The organism is Frankia sp. CcI49 (assembly GCF_001983215.1).
GTDB classification, from domain to species: Bacteria; Actinomycetota; Actinomycetes; order Frankiales; family Frankiaceae; genus Parafrankia; species Parafrankia irregularis.
The window spans coordinates 484,149-502,929 of the sequence record NZ_MOWP01000006.1; the positions used below are offsets into that span (position 1 = coordinate 484,149).

Below are 18,781 nucleotides of genomic sequence, written 5' to 3' on the forward strand. Positions count from 1 at the left end.
CGCAGGGCCGTGGTCAGGCGCTGGCATGCAGGCGGTAGGCGGCCGGGTCGGGCAGCGAGACGCCCTGGTAGGTCTCGATCCACTCCTTCATCACGGCGTCGGGGTCGACGTCGGCCATCTTGTCCGGGTGCAGCCAGCTCGCGAGGTAGAGCGATCCGATGATCTTCGAGCAGGCGTTCATCGGGAACGAGCTGGTGACGTGCACCTGCCCGTCGCGCACGGCGGTGATCCCGGCCCAGCCGGCCCGGCCCAGCAGGTTCGCACGCTCCGCCGCCAGGTCCCCCGCCGACTCCAGGGCATACCCGCCGCCGGTGTTGCGGACGATCAGCTCCGGGTCACGGTCGAGAACGGCCTCGGGGTCGATGTCGAGCTGGTGGACCGACCCCCGGGCAGAATCAGCGTCGGTGAAACGGATGTCACCGAAGATGTTCGTGCCGCCGGCCAGCGTCACCATGTCATGCCAGCCCGAACCGGGAACCGGCGACGCGAAGTCCTTGTCGTTCTCCAGGTAGACGCGCCTGGGAGTGACGCCGGCGAGGCGTTCGGTCAGCAGGTCGCGGTATTTCGTGTAGAAGGCGTTGAGCTTAGCCGCCCGCTCCTGCCGGTCGAAGATCTTCCCGATCAGATCGACGTTGAAGATGTGGTCGTTCTGGTCCCAGCCAGTGATGACCAACGTCTTGACGCCGAAGGCCGCGAGCTTTCCCTCTGCCTCCTTCCAGGCCCCGTTACGGGGGAAGATGACGACTTCGGGCTTCAGCGCCGCCAGCTGCTCGTAGTTGGGTTCGGCCTGACCTTTGCCCGCGGTCTTCGCGACGTCGAAGTCACCCCAGTAGCCCGTGTAGTTCTTCCCCGCCGAGCCCTCGTCCAGCCCGACCACCGCGTCGAAGGCCCCGACAGCGCGAATGAACTCCACGTTGAACGTGTTGAACGCGACGACCCGTTGAACCGGAACGGCGATCTCGACCGTGCGGTCGGCGTCATCGACCACCGTGATCTCATGCCGGGTGACCTGGGTGCCACTCTCCGCGGCCGGCGCGCCGGTCGTTGGACTGGGGCTGCAGCCCACCAGGACCGCGCAGAGCAGGGACAGCGCCGCCAGCGCGGCCGCACCCGGCCGTCGGCGGCGGCCGGCGGACGCCCCGAGGTGATCAGGGCGCGCAGAGCAGGTTCGGGTCAGGGATTGCAGCATGGCTATGGGATCCTCGGGTGTCTCCGGGCGCGCGGGCGCACGGCATCAATGAATGCGAGAAGGAGGTGGAGGCACGGGTGTATCGACATACGAAAGCTTGCGAGGATCGCGCTCGCAGCACTCACCGAGACGCTCGGAGAGCGTTCTCGCGGCACCGGCGGAAACCAGCGAAAACAGCACCGAGAAGCGCTCGCCAGGAATTTGGTGAATTCGCCGGATCACCAGCGGTCAGCCACGCCGGTTCCGGGCGGCACCCGCCCGGAACCGGATCAGAATCCGGTCGACTCCTGAGAGGCACGCGTGGCGCGACAAGCCTCGATCAGGTGGTTGGGCATGCAGCCATTTCGTGACCTCCCTGGATGACGCGTCCTGAGCCGGTGACAGGACAACGTCAGGCCTGACTCGCGGTCACCGTCGACAGGATGATGACCGCACACAGTGGCGCGACCGTGCCGGATTCACACCGGCTTCCGAACCGTTGTCCTGGAGACTCCGCAAGCGTAGGGGTCTGTCACCTGCACGTCAACGCGGATGCGCAGATGAGCCGCCCGCTGTGAGCTTCGCGACGTGCCGGCGATCGCCCGCTCGCGGTCCCGGCCCCTGACATCAGTGGACGTCGGCGACGGAACCGTGGTGGAGCTCGGGCGCGGGACGGACCCGGGTGAGCAGCTCGCCGACGACGGGGTCCGTGAGCCGGTAGCGGATCACCCGGCCATCGCGCTCGGCGACGACGGCCTGCTGGTGGCGCAGCAGCCGCAACGCCTGCGAGACCGCCGCGTCATTCATTCCGACCGCGACGGCGAGATCCGAGACGGAGATCGGCCCGGCATGATGGATGGCGAGCAGGATCGCCAGCCGGCCCGGCTCGCCGAGCATCGCGAAGACGCCAGCCCAGCGTGCGACGTCATCCCGGTCCCCGATCGCGGCCACCGCGTCGCACGCCCGATCACCGTCGATGATCCGGTGCTCGACCCGGGCGTCCAACCGGTGCATGAGGCCAATTATGACCGTCCTGCTCCCAACCCGTTCCTCACCGACACCCACGCTGCGCTCCGCACCGGGCTTCTCCCGGCTCGCCGCCTGGGACCACCTCCGCCGGCGCCACCTCGGACTCGCCCCCGATCCGCACGACCGGTCCGGCACCGGCTTCCGCCACGGCTGACCCCGATCTCCGACGCGTTCTGGAGATGTCGTGTACATCCGAGAGAGATCGTCTGCATCGCCTTGCAGATGATGCAGGCGTTCTCGTACAGTTCGTCGCGCCGTGGTGTTCGGGAAGCCGGTGTGGAACCGGCGCGGCCCTCGCCACTGTTATCGGGATGTCACCGGCCAGTCCCCGCCCGTCGGGGAGTCACTGAGCGTCGGAATCGTCGCCTGGGAAGGCGGYCGGTGTCGCACCACCCGTCAGCCAGGAGACCGGCCACGGCACCCCCGCGAATCCGTCCACGAGGTGCTGGAAGGCGGCTTCACTCCGCATGCGCGCACGTCTGGTGGCCCTGAGCGCCACTCTCCTTCTCATCCCCGCACTGCTGGCGGGCTGCGGCGACGACGATCCGTCGCCGGCCGCCGCCGACGCGGGCACGGACGCCCGTGGCTGCGTCAGTTCGTTCGACGAGAACACCGACTACTTCCCGGTGCATTCGACGCTGGAGTACGCGAAGAACTTCACGATCACCTACGAGAAGGCCTACCAGGTCGTCACGGTGAAGGAGCCGTACCCGGACGGCAAGCCCGAGTCGTACGTGCTGTACCGGTGCGGCACCCCGAAGCCGAAGCTCACCGGTGACCTGGCCGACGCACCGCGCATCGAGACCCCGATCACCAGCCTCTACTCCGGCTCGACGACCCACCTGCCGCTGCTGGCCGACCTGGGCCGGCTCGACGTCCTCACCGGGGTGGCGACCGGCACCTATGTGATCAACAAGGAGGTGCGCGGCCTCGTCGACGCGGGCAAGGTCGTCGAGTACGCCAGCAACGGCCAGATCGACACCGAGCGGGTCGTCACCGGGGCGCCGGACGTGCTGATGACCGACGGGTACGACGTCCCCGAGTTCCAGAAGCTGCGTGACGCCGGCGTTCCCGTCGTCGCCAACGCCGAATGGCTCGAGGGCGACCCGCTGGGGCGCGCCGAATGGGTGAAGTTCATGGCGGCGTTCACCGGCGACGAGGACAAGGCCACCAAGGTCTTCGACAGGATCGAGACCGACTACGACGCGATCGCCGCCAAGGTCCCGGACGAGAAGGCTGTGCCGGTGCTGGTCGGCAGCATGTACCAGGGCACCTGGTACATGCCCTCGGGTGGCAGCTACGTCGCCAAGCTGCTCGCCGACGCCGGCGCCAGCTACCCCTGGGCCGACTCGACGGACGCCGGCAGCCTCGAGCTCGACTTCGAGACCGTCTTCACCAAGGCCGGCAGCGCGAAGATCTGGCTCGCCGACGGCGAGTGGAGGAAACTCGGCGACATCACCGCCGAGGACGCGCGCTACGGCCAGCTCACGGCCGTCCGCGACGGCCAGGTGTGGGACAACAACCTCGTCACCAACACCGACGGCGGCAACGACTACCGGGAGCGCGGCGTGGCCCGGCCCGACCTCGTCCTCGGTGACCTCGCCGCCATCCTGCACCCGGACGCCTTCCCGAACCACACGTTCGCCTTCTACCAGCAGCTGAAGTAGTGACGGCGTTGTTCAGAGCGGCCGCGGAGGCGTCCACCGACCCGGTGGCGCCTCCCGGCCCGGCCCCCACACCACCACCCGTGGTGGCAGCACCCGCGGTCGCCTCCGCGTCATCGGAGGCACCGGTACCCGCGGTGGCGCCGGCGACCTCGCTGGCATCCGCGAACCGGGCCGCCGCCGGCAGCCAGGGTGCCAGCGGCAGTCCGAGTGCCAGCGGCAGTCCGGGTGCCGTCGGACGGCGTCGGGCCCGTGCCGCGGTCGTCCTCGGCGGGCTCGTCGCCGGCCTGGTCGCGATGTTCCTGCTGGCCCTGGCGGTCGGCTCGGTCTCCATCCCGCTCGACGAGACCCTGCGGGTGCTCGTCGGAAGCGAACCGCACGACCACCGGTGGACGGTCGTCATCCGCGAGATCCGGCTGCCTCGGGCGCTCACCGCCGCACTCGCCGGGGCGGCGCTCGGCGTGGCCGGACTGCAGATGCAGACCCTGTTCCGCAACCCGCTCGCCGACCCGTACTCCCTCGGCGTCAGCTCCGGGGCCAGCTTCGGGGTCGCCGCCGTCGTCGCCGGGGTCGGCGGCTCCGCCGGAGTGTTCACCGCCGGTGTCGCCGGCAGCGGCCGGTTCGGGGTGGTCGTCGCCGCGGCGGTCGGTGCCGCCGCCGTCCTCGGTGCCGTGCTCGTGCTCGCCCAGTGGGTGCGGTCCGTCGTCACCCTGCTCGTCATCGGCGTCATCCTGAACAGCGCCGTCAGCTCACTGGTCAGCCTGCTGCTCACCTGGACGGCGCCGGAGCGGGCCGTCCAGTACTGGATCTGGTCCCTGGGCAGCTTCGCCGGGACGTCCAACAGCGACCTCGCCGTCTTCACGCCCATCGTGGGTGTCGGGCTCGGCGTCGCACTGCTGACCGTCAAACCGCTCAACGCGCTGCTGCTCGGCGAGAACTACGCCCGCACCCTCGGCCTGCGGCTGCGCCGGGTCCGCGTGGTCACCCTCGTCGGCGCGTCGGTGCTCGCCGGATCGGTGACCGCGTTCTGCGGGCCCGTCGCCTTCCTCGGCATCGCCGTGCCGCACATCGCCCGCCGCCTGCTCGGCAGCGCCGACCACCGGCTGCTCGTCCCGGCGACGCTGCTCACCGGCGCGCTGGTCGCGCTGGCCTGCTCGATCGCCGCGCAGCTGCCCGGTACCGACCAGGTGCTGCCGATCAACGTCGTCACCTCGCTGCTCGGAGCTCCGATCGTGATCGCGGTGCTGCTGCGGGCCCGCGCCGCCGCGGCGGGGGCCGCCTGATGCCCGCCTCCGCTCCGGTGCCACCCGAGACGCCCGGCCCACCCGAGACGCCGAGGACGCCCGGGACGCCGGGGCTGGCAGGAACACCCGGGCTGTGCCTGGACGGGCTCGCGGTCGGCTACCGCCGCCGCCGAGCGCGCCACCGGGTCCTCGACGGCCTGACCGCCACCGCCCCCCGCGGGCAGCTCACCGTGCTGCTCGGCCCGAACGGCATCGGCAAGTCCACCCTGCTGCGCACCCTCGCCGGCCTGCAGCCGGCACTGGCCGGGCGGGCCCTGCTCGACGGATCGGACCTCAACCGGCTCAGCGGAGCCGAACGGGCCCGGAAGGTCAGCACCGTGCTCACCGACCGCGTCCAGGTCGGCCTGCTCACCGCCGCCGATCTCGTCGGCCTCGGCCGCCACCCACACACCGGCCCCACCGGCCGGCTCGACGACACCGACCGGGCCGTCGTCGACTGGGCCCTGGCCGCCGTCGGCGCGTCCCAGCTCGCCACCCGCGACGCCGACGAGCTCTCCGACGGCGAACGCCAACGGGTGATGATCGCCCGCGCACTCGCGCAGGAACCGTCACTGATCCTGCTCGACGAGCCGACCGCGTTCCTCGACGCGCCGAGCCGGGTCACCGTCACCGCGCTGATGCGCCGCCTCGCCCGCGAACGCGACCTCGCCGTCGTCGTCTCCACCCACGACCTGGAACTGTCGCTGCGGGTCGCCGACCAGGTCTGGCTCCTCGACCGAGCCGGAAACCTGCACACGGGCAGCCCACAGGAAGTGATCGGCTCCGGCGCGGTCAACACCACCTTTGATGGCGACGACCTGCGCTTCGACCCCACCACCCGGACCTTCGAGCTCCACGGCGACGCGGCGCGGTGGGACGAGGCGACGCGCTGAGCGTGCCCACGATGGCCGCGGAAGCCGCGCCCACCGTGGCCGCCAGGTGCCACGCCCGCCACAGGTGCCGTCAGAGAATCTCCTCGCGCACCGCGACGAAGCACGATTCCCGGACGAGGTCGTCCTCGTTGCGGTCGAGGTTCTCGGCGAACCAGGCCATCCGCCGGCGGATGCCGTCGAGGTCGTCGAAGTAGACCTCGTTCACCGCGTCGTACGGCCATTCGGCCTCGGCGCCTGCCTCGGCACCGGCACCGGCACCTACGGTCAGCAGGGGATGGTTCTGGATGTAGGCGAGCCCGCGGACCTCGGCGGGAATCGGCACCACGCCGACGGTGCCGGCGCGACTGCGCCACCGGTCGAAGAACTGCGCGAGGGTCAGATCGGCGGCACGGCGGGCCAGCGCCATCTGCTTGAGGCCCGGGCCTCCGTCCTGACGCTGCCGCTGTATCCATTCGTCGCCGCGCATCACATGCTCGTGTGCCACCACGACGCCGGTGGACTCCAGCTCCACCGCCTCGCCCAGCAGGGCGTTCGCGGCCGCGCCCTCGGGCGAGGCCGACCAGGCCTCGAACCGCCGCAGGTGCTCCTCGTCCGCGAACCACTGCAGCCCGACACCGTCGTGCGGCGCCTCGGGGGTGACCTCGGCCAGCACGGTGCCGGCCGCCAGGCGCAGCGGTCGAGCCGGCGGCGGGGCTGTCGCCGCGGCGCCGACGGCGGCACGCCAGGCGGCGGCGAACCGGTCCGACGCGCACGCCCGGGTGACGAACAGGAACCGTTTGATCACATGATCTCCTCTGTCGTCCCGCTCCGTCGCGTCCACCCGTCGCCGGTATCTTCGGGCAGGTGGTGGCGGGCAGTCCGGCGAAAGCGCGAACCGGCGTCCCGAGCCGACAAAGTAGGAAACGTGTCACACGGTAATCCCCAGGAGCGGAGGATTCCGGCCGTCAGGGCGCCTGAGACAGAATCCCGAACTTCGGGAAGCCCTTGCGACCAGACAAGAGTTGAGGATAGTGGTCGTTGGGACGACCACTATCCCATGATCTTCGAGCGGCGGCGGCCTCGGCCGCACCCTCGGCACTATTGATCTTGGTGGGCGTGATTTCGCGACGGACACCCGGACCCGGACGTCCAGAATCCTTTGCTCTTCGAGCCGCCGCGGGTGCGGCTACGGCTGCTACCGCCGGGTGCGGCCCCGGCGATATCGTCGCCAGGTGTCGATTGCTGTTGGCCCAGGTGGGCGCGCTCCCGATGTCCCGGTCGCGGTGCCCCGGCGGTCGGTGCTGCTGATCGGAATGGGCGTCGGCGACCCGGAGTCGCTCACCTACGAGGCCGGTCGGGCGCTGGCCGGTGTGGACGTCCTGTTCACGGTCGACAAGGGTGCCGCGAAGGCCGACCTCAACGCGCTGCGGGGCGAGATCTGCGCCCGGTATGCCCGGCCCGGCCTGCGTCTCGTCGAGCTGGCCGAGCCGGAACGCGACCGGGCGCCCGACGACTACGCGGCGGAGGTGCGCCGCTGGCATGCCGCCCGCGCCGAGGTGTGGGCGCAGGCGCTGCTGGCGGAGCTCGCCGACGGCGACCGGGGCGCGTTCCTGGTGTGGGGCGACCCGGCGCTCTACGACAGCTCGCTGCGGATCCTCGACGACGTCCGCTCGCGCGGGCTGGTGGACGTCGACGTGACGGTGATCCCCGGCATCTCCAGTGTGCAGGCGCTGGCCGCCCGGCACCGGATCGCGCTGAACAGCATCGGCGGGGCGGTTCACCTCACCACCGGCCGGCGGCTCACCGCCGAGGTGGCGGGCCAGGACTCGGTCGTCGTGCTGCTCGACGGCGCGGCGGCCTGGCGGGACATCCCCGACGCCGACCAGTGGGACATCTATTGGGGTGCCTACCTGGGCGGGCCCGACGAGATCGCGATCGCCGGCCCGCTCGCCGAGGTCGGGGACGAGATCGCGGCGATGAAGCAGGCCGCCCGGGCCCGCAAGGGCTGGATCATGGACGTCTATCTGCTCCGACGACGRCCTTGACCGGAGCCGGCCCCGGGGCTGGGTCTGGGTCTGGAGCGGGTGCCGGCAGGTGGCCGTCGTGGTGGCGTGGGGTGAAGACCAGGCCGGTGTCGGCGTCCCGGCGGGTCCGCGACGAGCCGATGATGAGCAGGGTGCGCATGTCGACGTGGTCGGCGCTCAGATCCGCGAGCCGGATCACCTCGATGCTCTCGCCGGCGTCCCCGACCGCACGGCCGACGACGACGGGAGTGTCGGCGTCCCGGCACTGTGACAGGGTGGCGCGGACCTCGTCGACGTGCGCCCGGCGGGTCTGCGACCCGGGGTTGTAGAGCGCGAGCACCAGGTCGGCCGTGGCGGCGGCGCGCAGCCGGCGCAGCACCAGCGGCCAGGGCTTGAGCTGGTCGGACAGGGACAGCACGCAGTAGTCGTGACCGAGCGGTGCGCCGGCCCGGGCGGCGACGGCGTTCGCCGCCGTCACGCCGGGCAGCACGCGTACGGGCACGTCCCGGTAGTCGTCGGCGCGGACCTCCAGAACCGCCGACGCCATGGCGAACACCCCCGGGTCGCCGGAGGAGACGACCACGACGCGCGCCCCGCGCCGCGCGAGGTCGAGGGCGAAGGCCGCGCGTTCCGCCTCGACCCGGTTGTCGCTCGGGTGGCGGCGCTGGCCCGGCCGGACGGCGACGCGCCGCAGGTACGTCTGGTAGCCGACGAGGTCGTCGGCCTCCGCCAGGGCACGGGCCGTCTCGGGGGTGAGCCAGTCCGCGCCGGCGGGGCCGAGCCCGACGACGGTGACACCGCCGGGCGCGGCGACGGTGGCACCACCGGGCTCGGCCACAGTGACACCGCCGGGCTCGGCGACCGTGACGAGCGTCGGCTCGGCACGGGCAGCGCTCGCCACAGCGCAGGTGGCGCTCTGCTCGTTGCCGGCAGCGCTCGGCCTGGCCTGCGCGGCCTCGGCGCGGCGGCACGGCTGGTCGGCCTGGTTCGCCGGTACGAGAACCATCGACATGTACGGGACGTCCTCGACTGCCGCCAGGTCACGCAGCGCCATGACGCGCTCGCCATCCCGGCTGGCGCGGCTGACCAGCAGCGCGCCGTCGAGCCGACCGGCCTCGGTGAGGCTCCGGCGCACGCCGTCGAGGTCGGCACGGACCTTCATCAGGGCGAGGCCGTCCCCGGCGGCGGCCAGGTCACGCAGCCGGTCGGCGGGCATCGTCGCGGGCACGACGGTGAGGGTCTCGTCGCCGGTGGCCAGCGCGACGCCCGCGGCGGCGGCGGTGGCGGACACCGACGTCACCCCGGGGACGACCACACACCCAAACCGCGGAGTGAGCCGGCGCTGCATGTGGGTGAAGGAGCTGTAAAGCGTCGGGTCGCCCTCGGCGAGCAGCACGACGTCCCGGCCCGCGGCCAGGTGCCGGGCGAGCCGGGCCGCGGACTGCTCGTAGAACTCGTCGATCGCGCCCTGGTAGCCGCCGGGATGGACGGTGCCCCCACGGGTGACCGGGTAGACGAGCTCCTCCTCGACCGCGCCGGCCGGCAGGTAGGGGGCCGCGCTCGCGCGGGCCAGCGACCGGCCGGGCCGGGCCGCGTGATACGCCACGACCTGCGCCTGGCCGATCAGGCGGGCGGCTTTGACCGTGACGAGCTCCGGGTCTCCCGGGCCGACGCCGACGCCGTAGAGGGTGCCGGCGGGCACGGCGGGGCCCGCCGTCGCGGGGCCGGCGGTCGCGGGGCCGGTGGCCGCGGGGCCGCCGGGTGCGGGATTCACAGTTCCTCCGAGGCGATCGCGTTGACGGCGGCCACCGTCATCGCGCTGCCGCCGCGGCGACCGTGGACGACGAGGTAGGCGAGGCCGAACGGGTTGTCCGCGAGCGCCTGCTTGGACTCGGCCGCGCCGACGAAACCGACGGGCAGGCCCAGGACTGCCGCCGGCCGGGGCGCGCCGGCGCCGATCATCTCGAGCAGGTGGAACAGGGCGGTCGGGGCGTTCCCCACGGCGACGACGGCGCCGGCGAGCCGGTCGCGCCACAGCTCGAGCGCGGCGGCGGACCGGGTGGTCCCGAGCCGGGCGGCCAGGTCCGGGACCCGTTCGTCACCGAGCGCGCAGACGATCTCGTTTCCAGCGGGAAGCCGCCGGCGGGTGATGCCGCTGGCGACCATCTGCGCGTCGCACAGCACCGGCGCGCCGGCGCGCAGTGCCGCCCGGGCCGCACCGACGACATCCGGGCTGGCCTCGACGTCGGCGGGCAGGTCGACCATGCCACAGGCGTGGATCATGCGGACGACGACGTGCTCCAGGTCGGCCGCCAGGTGTGCGAGGTCGGCTTCGGCGCGGATGGTGGCGAACGACTGCCGGTAGATGGCCGCCCCGTCGCGCTCGTAGTGGTACCGGGAATCAGTGCCGGTCGGCATCACGGGCATTCCTTCGGTTCGGTGCCGGTGTCGTGGACGAGGTAGCCGGCGGGGCCGGCGACGACGGCCAGGTGCCGGGAGGCGGGCTGGCCACAGCGGCGCGCGCAGCCACTCCAGTGCGCCCGCGGTCCAGCAGCTGTGGGCAGTCCGGGCGGCGCCGCGGCGCCGAGGGGGATGAGCCGGCCCGCGTCGACCGCCCGGGCGGCGTCGGAGCGTACGTCCGCGAGCGCGCTCGCGCAGCCGGGGCGGCCGGCGCAGGTGGTGACCCGCGTCCACGGCGAGCCGGGGTCGGTGACGAGGCCGACGCGCCCCGCGGCGCCGGTGAAGCGGTCCGGGCCGACGCCGCTGAGGCGGGGCAGGACGACCGACCGCCACGGCGTGACACGCAGCGCCTCACCCGTCGCCGCGGCCTCGGCCGCGAGGACGTCCGCCTGCGGACGGGTCAGCTGGCCGAGCGGCACGTGGACCGCGGCGGCGTGGAGGCCGTCGGGACGCCGCCAGACACCGCCGTGCCAGGCTCCACCGGGCCAGGATCGGCCAGGCAATGCACCGGCGGGACTGGCGCCGACGGGCCAGGCACCACCGGGCGACGTTCCGCCGGGTCGAACTGTCCGGGCTGGGGCGGGGCCAGGAGTCGGCCGGGGGGCCTGCGGGCGGCCGGCCCGCAGCGCGGCGGCGAGCTCCCGGCCGCCGTCGGGCAGGTCCCGGACCCGCCAGACCGGATGGCCGTCGCCGACAACGTCCGCGGCGGTGCGCAGGAACGCCCGCGCGGCCCCGAGCAGCTCCGGGACCACGGCGGCGCGCTCGACCTCCACCCCGGCCGGGCCGACCCACCAGCGTCCGCGGGCGGTGGGGGCCGCCCACGCGTCCGGGGCGAGGGCCGCGATGTCACCGGACGCGTCGTCCAGGCCGAACAGGAACCGGCCAGACAGGCCGGCGAGCTCCGGGTCCGCGCACAGTGCCTGGTCGAGCGTGCGCACGAGCTCCTGGAGCCTCGGGTCCTCGGGCCTCGGCCCCTCAGGCCTCGGGTCCTCGAGGCCAGGGTCCTGGCCGGTCAGGCCGGCGAAGGGCGCGGCGACGATGTTGCGGACCCGCTCGTGGGTGGCCGAGGGCAGCAGCCCCAGCCCGGCGACCCGCTCCGCGAGCTCGGCCCGGCGGCCGGCGGGAACGCCGCGCAGCTGGACGTTGCCCCGTGAGGTCAGCTCGACGGCGCCGTGCTCGCCGAACGACCCGGCGAGCACGGCGAGCGCGAGCAGCACCTCGCCGTCGACGAAGCCGCCGGGCAGCCGGATCCGGGCGAGCCCTCCGTCCGCCGCCTCGTGCAGGACCAGTGCGCCCGGGCAGCGGTCGGCCCGGCCCGGCCGAACGGGCTGTGCTGGCCGGACGGCCTGTGCAGGTCGGACGGACTGTGCGGGCCGAACGGACTGTGCGGGCCGGGCCTGTGGGGCCAGTTCGGGCTGACGGGCCCGCGGGGTGGACGCGGCGGGCATCTAGGACCGTCCTTCGAGGTCGCCCTCGGCGCGCAGGTAGACCTCGCGCAGCGCGTCCAGGGTCGCCGGCTGCGGCTCGGACCACAGCCCGCGGTCGACGGCCTCCAGGAGCCGTTCGGCGATGCCGTGCAGCGCCCAGGGGTTGGCGTCGGAGAGGAACTTCTGGTTCTCGTCGTCGAGGACGTAGGCCGCGGTCACGGCCTCGTACATCCAGTCGGCCACCACACCGGCCGTCGCGTCGTAGCCGAACAGGTAGTCGACCGTGGCGGCGAGCTCGAAGGCGCCCTTGTAGCCGTGGCGGCGCATCGCGGCGATCCAGCGCGGGTTGACGACCCGGGCCCGGACGACCCGGGCCATCTCCTCGCCGAGGGTGCGGGTGCGCACGTCGTCGGGCCTGGTGGAGTCCCCGATGTAGGCGCGCGGGCTGCGGCCGGTCAGCGCCCGGACCGCCGCGATCATCCCGCCGTGGTACTGGAAGTAGTCGTCGGAGTCGGCGATGTCGTGTTCGAGGCTGTCGGTGTTCTTGACCGCGACGCTGATCCGCCGGTACGCCGCCTCCAGGTCGTCACGGGCCGGGCGGCCGTCGAGGCCGCGGCCGTAGGCGTAGCCGCCCCAGGCGGCGTAGACCTCGGCGAGGTCGGCGTCGTCGTGCCAGGTGCCGGCGTCGACGAGCGGCAGCAGCCCGGCCCCGTACGCACCCGGCTTCGAGCCGAAGACCCTGGTGGTGGCCCGGCGCCGGTCGCCGTGGACGGATGTGTCGGCGTCGGTGTGGGCCCGCACGTAGTTGTGCTCCGGATCCTCGTCCAGGTCGGCCACCAGCCGGACGGCGTCGTCGAGCAGGTCGACGACGTGCGGGAACGCGTCCCGGAAGAACCCGGAGATCCGCACGGTGACGTCGATGCGGGGGCGGCCGAGCTCGGCGAGCGGAATCGGTTCCAGGCCACGCACCCGCCGCGAGGCCTCGTCCCACAGCGGGGCGACGCCGAGCAGGGCGAGGATCTCGGCGATGTCGTCGCCGGACGTTCGCATCGCCGAGGTCCCCCAGGCCGACAGGCCGACCGAGCGGGGATACTCGCCGGTGTCGGCCAGGTGGCGTTCGAGCAGCGAGTCGGCCATCGCCCGCCCGGTCTCCCAGGCCAGCGGGCTGGGCACGGCCCGCGGGTCGACGGCGTAGAAGTTGCGCCCGGTCGGCAGGACGTTGACGAGGCCACGCAGCGGCGAGCCACTCGGGCCGGCGGGGATGTAGCCGCCGGCGAGCGCGTGCAGCGTCCGGTCGAGCTCGTCGGTCGTCCGGGCGAGCCTGGGCACGATCTCGGTGGCGGCGAACGTCAGCACGTCGACCACCGCGGCACGGTCGACGTCCCGGGCCGTGGCCGGCGCGTCGAGCGCGGCCGGCTCGGCCGGCTCGGCCGGTGCGTCACGCAGGGCCGGCTCGGCCGGTGCGTCGAGCACCGTGCCGACGACCTCGGTCACGGCCGCCGGGTCCCAGGCACGCTCCTCCAGTGCGCTGACCAGCGTGCGGGCGACCGCCTCCACCGCGTCGGTCCGGACCGTCCCGTCGTCGGTGCCCAGGCCGAGGGCCTGGCGCAGCCCGGGCAGGGCGACGGCACCGCCCCACAGCTGGCGGGCGCGCAGCATCGAGAGCACCAGGTTCACCCGGGCCTCGCCGGTCGGCGCCGCACCGAGGACATGCAGGCCGTCGCGGATCTGCGCGTCCTTGATCTCGCAGAGCCAGCCGTCGACGTGCAGGAGGAACTCGTCGAACTCGGCGTCGTGCGGCCGGTCGGCCAGGCCCAGGTCGTGGTCGAGCTTCGCCGCCTCGATCAGCGTCCAGATCTGGGCACGGATCGCGGGGAGCTTCGCCGGGTCCATCGCGGCGATCTGCGCGTGCTCGTCGAGCAGCCGTTCGAGGCGGGCGATGTCGCCGTAGCTGTCGGCGCGGGCCATCGGGGGGACGAGATGGTCGATGATCGTGGCGTGTGCCCGCCGTTTGGCCTGGGTGCCCTCGCCGGGGTCGTTGACGAGGAACGGGTAGACCAGCGGCAGGTCGCCGAGGGCTGCGTCCGGTGCACAGCCCGCGGACAGCGCGGCGGCCTTGCCCGGCAGCCACTCGAGGTTGCCGTGCTTGCCGACGTGGACCACGGCGTGCGCGCCGAACCCGGCGCCACCAGTGCCGTCGGGGCCGGCGGGGCCGCTGCGCAGCCAGTGGTAGGCCGCGAGGTAGTGGTGGCTCGGCGGCAGGCCTGGGTCGTGGTAGATCGCGATGGGGTTCTGGCCGAACCCGCGCGGTGGCTGGATGAGGATGACGATGTTGCCGGCGGTCAGGGTGGCGAGGACGATCTCGCCGTCCGGGTCGGCCGAGCGGTCGACGAACAGGTCGCCGGGCGCCGGGCCCCAGTTCTCCTCGATCTCGGCGCGCAGGCCGGCGGGCAGCGTGGCGAACCAGGCCCGGTAGGTCGCGGCGGACACGCGGACCGGGTTGCCGGCGAGCTGCTCGGCGGTCAGCCAGTCCTCGTCCTGCCCGCCGGCGGCGATCAGCCCGTGGATGAGGGCGTCCCCGTCCCCGGCCGCGAGGCCGGGCAGCGCGCCGGGCCCGTCGGCCGGGCCGACGTCGTAGCCGGCGTCGCGCAGCGCGCCCAGCAGCGCGAGCACGCTGGCCGGGGTGTCCAGACCGACGGCGTTTCCTATCCGGGCGTGTTTCGTCGGGTAGGCCGACAGCACCAGCGCGATCCGCTTCTGCGCGTTCGGGATGTGGCGCAGCCGCGCGTGGCGCACCGCGAGCCCGGCGACCCGCGCCGCCCGCTCCGCGTCGGGGACGTAGTGGGTCAGGCCGTCGGCGTCGATCTCCTTGAAGGAGAACGGGACGGTGATGATCCGGCCGTCGAACTCGGGGATCGCCACCTGGGTCGCCGTGTCCAGCGGCGACAGGCCGTCGTCGCTGCCCTCCCACTGGGCCCGCGGCGACGTGACGGCCAGCGCCTGCAGGATCGGCACGTCGAGCGCGGCCAGCGCCCCGATGTCCCAGTCCTCGTCGCGCCCGCCCGCGCCGACCTCGGCCGGGTTCGCGCCGGACGCCGCCCCGCCGGCCGCCAGCACGGTCGTCACCAGCACGTCCGCCTCACCGAGCACGTCCAGCAGCCCGCGGTCGGCGGCGCGCAGGGACGCGCAGAACACCGGCACCGCCCGCCCGCCCGCGGCCTCGACGGCGTCGGCGAGCGCGTCCACGAAGGCGGTGTTCCCGGCCAGCTCGTGTGCCCGGTAGTAGAGGATCGCCACCGTCGGCCGCTCGGCGGCCGGCTCGGCGGTGGGCTCGGCGGCCCGGCCGGGCCGCGGCCGCACGCCCCACGGCGGGGTCGGCAGCGGCGGGTCGAACCCGTGGCCGGTCAGCAGGATCGTGTCGGAGAGGAAGCGGGCGAGCTGGCGCAGGTTGTGCTGGCCGCCGTGGGCGAGGTAGGCGTGTGCCTGCGCCGCGGCCCCCGCGGGCACCGACGACAGCTCCATCAGCTCCGCGTCGGGCACCTGCTCGCCGCTGAGGACCACGACCGGCAGGCCACTGGCGAGGACGACGTCGAGCCCCTCGGGCCAGGCCCGACGGCCGCCGAGCAGGCGCAGCAACACGAGGTCGGCGCCGTCGAGCAGCGCCGGCAGCTCGGAGTCGTCGAGGCGGGTCGGGTTCGCCAGCCGATAGTCCTCCCCGCTGGCACGCGCGCACGACAGGTCCGTGTCGGACGTCGACAGCAACAGGATCACGGACGGCTCCCCAGGGTTGGCCGGGACGACGACAGATGTTCGGCGGAGCCGGCGGCCGGCGGCGCACCGGGCGGGAGGAACGGAAGGCCCGCCGGCGGACCGCCGGCGAGCAGTGCCCGCAGCGCGCCGGTGTCGAGATGGTCGGCGACGAGATCGCCGAGGGCGTCCAGGCGGCGCTCCCGGACGGCGGCGAACGAGATCTCGCCGCGGGGCCGCCAGGGCGAGCCGGTCCGGGCGGCGACATCGGCGAGGAACGCCCGGCGGAACCCGTCGTTCTCGAACGCGCCGTGCCAGGTGGTGCCCCAGACCGCGCCGGCCCGGCAGCCGTCGAGGAACGGCTCGCCGCCGTGCACCGTCGCCACCCCGTGGTGGATCTCGTAGCCGCGCACCGGCTGGCCGTAGGCCACCCCGACCGGCCGGCCGAGGGTCTTGCCCGCGGCGAACCGGACCGTGACCGGCAGCAGACCGAGGCCGTCGACCGCTCCCGCGCGGCTTTCCACCTCGTCGACGATCGTCTCGGCGAGCATCTGGTAGCCACCGCAGACGCCGAGCACCGGACGCCCGGACGCCGCCCGGCGGGCCAGCGCGTCGTGCAGCCCGCGCCGGCGCAGCCAGCCCAGGTCGGCCACCGTCGACCGGGTCCCGGGCAGCACCACGAGGTCGGCGGCGTCGAGGTCCTCGGGCCGGTCGGCGTAGCGCACCGCGACACCGGGCTCGGCGGCGAGTGCGTCCAGATCGGTGAAGTTGCTCAGGTACGGCAGCCGCACCGCCGCCACCCGCAGCGGCCCGGCCGGGTCTCCCCTGGTCTCGCCCGGCGCGGGCAGGCCGAGCGAGTCCTCCACGTCCAGGTCGAGCCCGTCCTGCCAGGGCAGCACGCCGAGCACGGGCCGGCCGGTGAGCCCCCGCAGCATGTCCAGGCCCGGCTCGAGCAGCGCCCGCTCGCCGCGGAACTTGTTCACGACGAACCCGGCGACCAGCGCCTGGTCCGCGGGCTCCAGCAGGGCGAGGGTGCCGTACATCGCGGCGAACACGCCGCCGCGGTCGATGTCGCCGACGATGATCGTCGGCAGGCCGGCGGCCCTGGCCAGGCCCATGTTCGCGATGTCGTTCGCCCGCAGGTTGATCTCCGCCGGGCTGCCGGCGCCCTCGCACACCACCACGTCGAAGCGGGACCGCAGGTCGGCCAGGCTGGCGAGCACCTCGGTGAGCAGCCGGCCCTTGAGCTCCCGGTAGCCGAGCGCGCCGGTCTCGGCGACCGGCCGGCCGCGTAGCACGACCTGGCTGCGGTGCCCGGCACCCGGCTTGAGCAGCACCGGGTTCATCGCCGCCTCCGGTTCGATGCCCGCGGCGGCGGCCTGCATGACCTGGGCGCGGCCGATCTCCGCGCCGTCGGCGGTCACCCACGAGTTCAGCGACATGTTCTGGGCCTTGAACGGCGCCACGCGCACGCCCTGGCGGGCGAGGAACCGGCAGATGCCGGCGGTCAGCACCGACTTGCCGGCGTCCGAGGTGGTCCCGGCGACCAGCAGCGCGTCGCCAGTCCTGCCCATCTGCCCCGCGCCGCCGGTCATGCCGCGACCGCCCGGGCCTGGCGGGCGGCGGCGACGAACCGGGTCGCGGCGGCGGGCATCCCGGCCCAGTGGGTGTGCAGGTAGGAGGCGTGGACCCCGCCGCGGACGAAGCCCTCCACGAGCTCGGCGCCCGCCGCGTCGCGCCAGCGCCAGGCCGGGGCCGAGTCCCGTACCGTGCCGCCACCGGCCGGCGGGATGGTGGCCGTGCGGTGGAACTCGTGCCCGCGCACGACCGTGCCCCGCGGCGCGAGCACCGAGTCGGTGGCCGCGGCCGCTTCCCGGTAGCCCAGGGTGAGCCGGGGGGTCATCGCCGCCGCCACCTCGCCGAGCACCCCGCACATCGGCGCCCCGTCGAGGGCACTGCTGAGATAGAGGAGCCCGGCGCACTCGGCGGCGACCGGCGCGCCGGTTGCCGCGAACGCCCGCACCGCGGCTCGCAGAGCGGCGTTCGCGGTGAGCGCACCGGCGTGGACCTGCGGGAACCCGCCGCCGATGACCAGCGCCGACGTCCCGCCCGGCAGCGCCTCGTCCACGGTGGGATCGAAGGGGGCGACGTCGGCGCCGGCGGCGGTCAGTAGCTCGGGTAGTTCGGTGTAGCCGAACGTGAAGGCCGGACCACCGGCGACCGCGACCACCGGACGCGGCCCGGCGGCGATCGCGCCGGTGCCGCCGATCGCGCAGTCGCCAGGCCCAGTGCCGTCGCCAGGCCCAGTGCCGTCGCCAGGCCCAGTGCCGTCGCCAGGCCCAGTGCCGTCGCCAGCGCCGGCGACGGCGGCCCGCGGATCCCAGGGCTCGGCGGGGAGGTCGGGTGCCGTCGCGGCGAGCGCGAGCAGCGCGTCGAGGTCGAGGTCCTCGGCGGCGACCGCACCGAGCTCGGCCACGACGTCCCGGGCCGCACCGGCTCGCTCGGCGGCCGGTACGAGGCCCAGATGACGCGACGGGGTCGCCAGGCTGGCCCGCCGGCGGACCACGCCGAGCACCGGCATGGCGATCTCGGCCATCGCCGCGCGCAGGATCTCGGCGTGCCGTGCGGAGCCGACCTGGTTGAGCACGACGCCGCCGATCCGCACCCGGGGGTCGAAGGCGCGGAACCCGTGCACGGTCGCGGCGACGGACCGGCCGGCCGCCCGTGCGTCGACGACCAGCACGACAGGCGCCGCGAGCAGCGTGGCGACGTGCGCCGTCGAACCGAACCCGGGACGGGTCGCGTGCCCGTCGAACAGGCCCATGACGCCCTCGATGACGGCGATGTCGGCTCGTCGCGGGGTGAGTGCGGCGTGCAGGAACAGTGGGCCGATCCGTTCCTCGCCGACGAGCCACGGGTCCAGGTTGCGCCCCGGCCGGCCGGCGGCCAGCGCGTGGTAGCCCGGGTCGATGTAGTCCGGGCCGACCTTGTGCGGCGAGACGGCGAGCCCGCGCGCCCGCAGCGCGGCGAGCAGGCCGGTGACGATCGACGTCTTGCCGGCGCCGCTGGCCGGCGCGGCCAGCACGATCCGCGGAACTCTCATGGCC

Annotated in this window: 14 protein-coding genes and 2 riboswitches; of the genes, 5 read left to right on the forward strand and 9 right to left on the reverse strand. The window is 74.1% G+C overall.

Annotated elements, in window-relative coordinates; translation table 11 throughout:
• Nucleotides 1–13: 13 nt before the first annotated feature.
• Both CcI49_RS06180 and CcI49_RS06185 read right to left on the reverse strand, forming a co-directional pair.
• The gene (locus CcI49_RS06180) at nt 14–1,189 is read right to left on the reverse strand and encodes an ABC transporter substrate-binding protein (protein WP_083749334.1); all 1,176 of its coding nucleotides are present in this window, start codon (nt 1,187–1,189) and stop codon (nt 14–16) included.
• 396 nt (nt 1,190–1,585) lie between these two features.
• A riboswitch (cobalamin riboswitch) is annotated at nt 1,586–1,657 on the reverse strand.
• Nucleotides 1,658–1,795: 138 nt separating this feature from the next.
• Complete coding sequence (locus tag CcI49_RS06185; protein WP_076824866.1) at nt 1,796–2,182, reverse strand: metalloregulator ArsR/SmtB family transcription factor; 387 nt, start codon at nt 2,180–2,182, stop codon at nt 1,796–1,798.
• 10 nt (nt 2,183–2,192) lie between these two features.
• Between CcI49_RS06185 and CcI49_RS41960 the strand changes: the two genes are divergently transcribed.
• The 4 genes from CcI49_RS41960 to CcI49_RS06200 all read left to right on the forward strand — a co-directional run bounded on the left by CcI49_RS41960 (nt 2,193) and on the right by CcI49_RS06200 (nt 6,037).
• Nucleotides 2,193–2,351: a hypothetical protein gene (locus CcI49_RS41960; RefSeq protein ID WP_158230716.1), complete on the forward strand. Its 159-nt coding sequence runs from the start codon at nt 2,193–2,195 to the stop codon at nt 2,349–2,351.
• Between the two features lie 86 nt (nt 2,352–2,437).
• Nucleotides 2,438–2,629: riboswitch (cobalamin riboswitch) on the forward strand.
• A gap of 35 nt (nt 2,630–2,664) precedes the next feature.
• Nucleotides 2,665–3,864 (forward strand): ABC transporter substrate-binding protein, encoded by a 1,200-nt coding sequence (locus CcI49_RS06190; protein WP_076824868.1) that lies wholly within the window; start codon nt 2,665–2,667, stop codon nt 3,862–3,864.
• A 293-nt stretch (nt 3,865–4,157) separates the two neighbouring features.
• Entirely contained in the window at nt 4,158–5,144 is a 987-nt protein-coding gene (locus tag CcI49_RS06195; RefSeq protein WP_076824995.1) for an iron ABC transporter permease, read from the forward strand.
• Entirely contained in the window at nt 5,144–6,037 is an 894-nt protein-coding gene (locus CcI49_RS06200; protein ID WP_083749335.1) for an ABC transporter ATP-binding protein, read from the forward strand. The genes CcI49_RS06195 and CcI49_RS06200 overlap by 1 nt, the downstream gene beginning before the upstream one ends.
• Nucleotides 6,038–6,107: 70 nt before the next feature.
• Here CcI49_RS06200 and CcI49_RS06205 read toward each other — a convergent pair whose 3' ends face one another.
• A complete protein-coding gene (locus CcI49_RS06205; protein WP_076824870.1) occupies nt 6,108–6,821 on the reverse strand; it encodes an EthD domain-containing protein in 714 nt (237 codons plus the stop codon).
• 493 nt (nt 6,822–7,314) lie between these two features.
• Between CcI49_RS06205 and cobF the strand changes: the two genes are divergently transcribed.
• Complete coding sequence (gene cobF / locus CcI49_RS06210; RefSeq protein WP_241839922.1) at nt 7,315–8,061, forward strand: precorrin-6A synthase (deacetylating); 747 nt, start codon at nt 7,315–7,317, stop codon at nt 8,059–8,061.
• Here cobF and cobJ read toward each other — a convergent pair.
• The 6 genes from cobJ to CcI49_RS06240 all read right to left on the reverse strand — a co-directional run bounded on the left by cobJ (nt 8,027) and on the right by CcI49_RS06240 (nt 18,777).
• Complete coding sequence (gene cobJ, locus CcI49_RS06215; protein ID WP_076824998.1) at nt 8,027–9,742, reverse strand: precorrin-3B C(17)-methyltransferase; 1,716 nt, start codon at nt 9,740–9,742, stop codon at nt 8,027–8,029. The genes cobF and cobJ overlap by 35 nt on opposite strands.
• A 68-nt stretch (nt 9,743–9,810) precedes the next feature.
• Nucleotides 9,811–10,458 (reverse strand): precorrin-8X methylmutase, encoded by a 648-nt coding sequence (locus CcI49_RS06220; RefSeq protein WP_054567759.1) that lies wholly within the window; start codon nt 10,456–10,458, stop codon nt 9,811–9,813.
• A complete protein-coding gene (locus CcI49_RS06225) occupies nt 10,458–11,948 on the reverse strand; it encodes a nitrite reductase (RefSeq protein WP_076824874.1) in 1,491 nt (496 codons plus the stop codon). The genes CcI49_RS06220 and CcI49_RS06225 overlap by 1 nt, the downstream gene beginning before the upstream one ends.
• Nucleotides 11,949–15,698: a cobaltochelatase subunit CobN gene (cobN, locus tag CcI49_RS06230; RefSeq protein ID WP_076824876.1), complete on the reverse strand. Its 3,750-nt coding sequence runs from the start codon at nt 15,696–15,698 to the stop codon at nt 11,949–11,951.
• Complete coding sequence (locus CcI49_RS06235) at nt 15,695–17,269, reverse strand: cobyric acid synthase (RefSeq protein WP_054567761.1); 1,575 nt, start codon at nt 17,267–17,269, stop codon at nt 15,695–15,697. Before CcI49_RS06235 ends, cobN begins: the two co-directional genes overlap by 4 nt.
• Nucleotides 17,266–18,777, reverse strand: a complete 1,512-nt coding sequence (locus tag CcI49_RS06240; protein ID WP_076824878.1) for a cobyrinate a,c-diamide synthase — start codon at nt 18,775–18,777, stop codon at nt 17,266–17,268. Before CcI49_RS06240 ends, CcI49_RS06235 begins: the two co-directional genes overlap by 4 nt.
• Nucleotides 18,778–18,781: the final 4 nt, after the last annotated feature.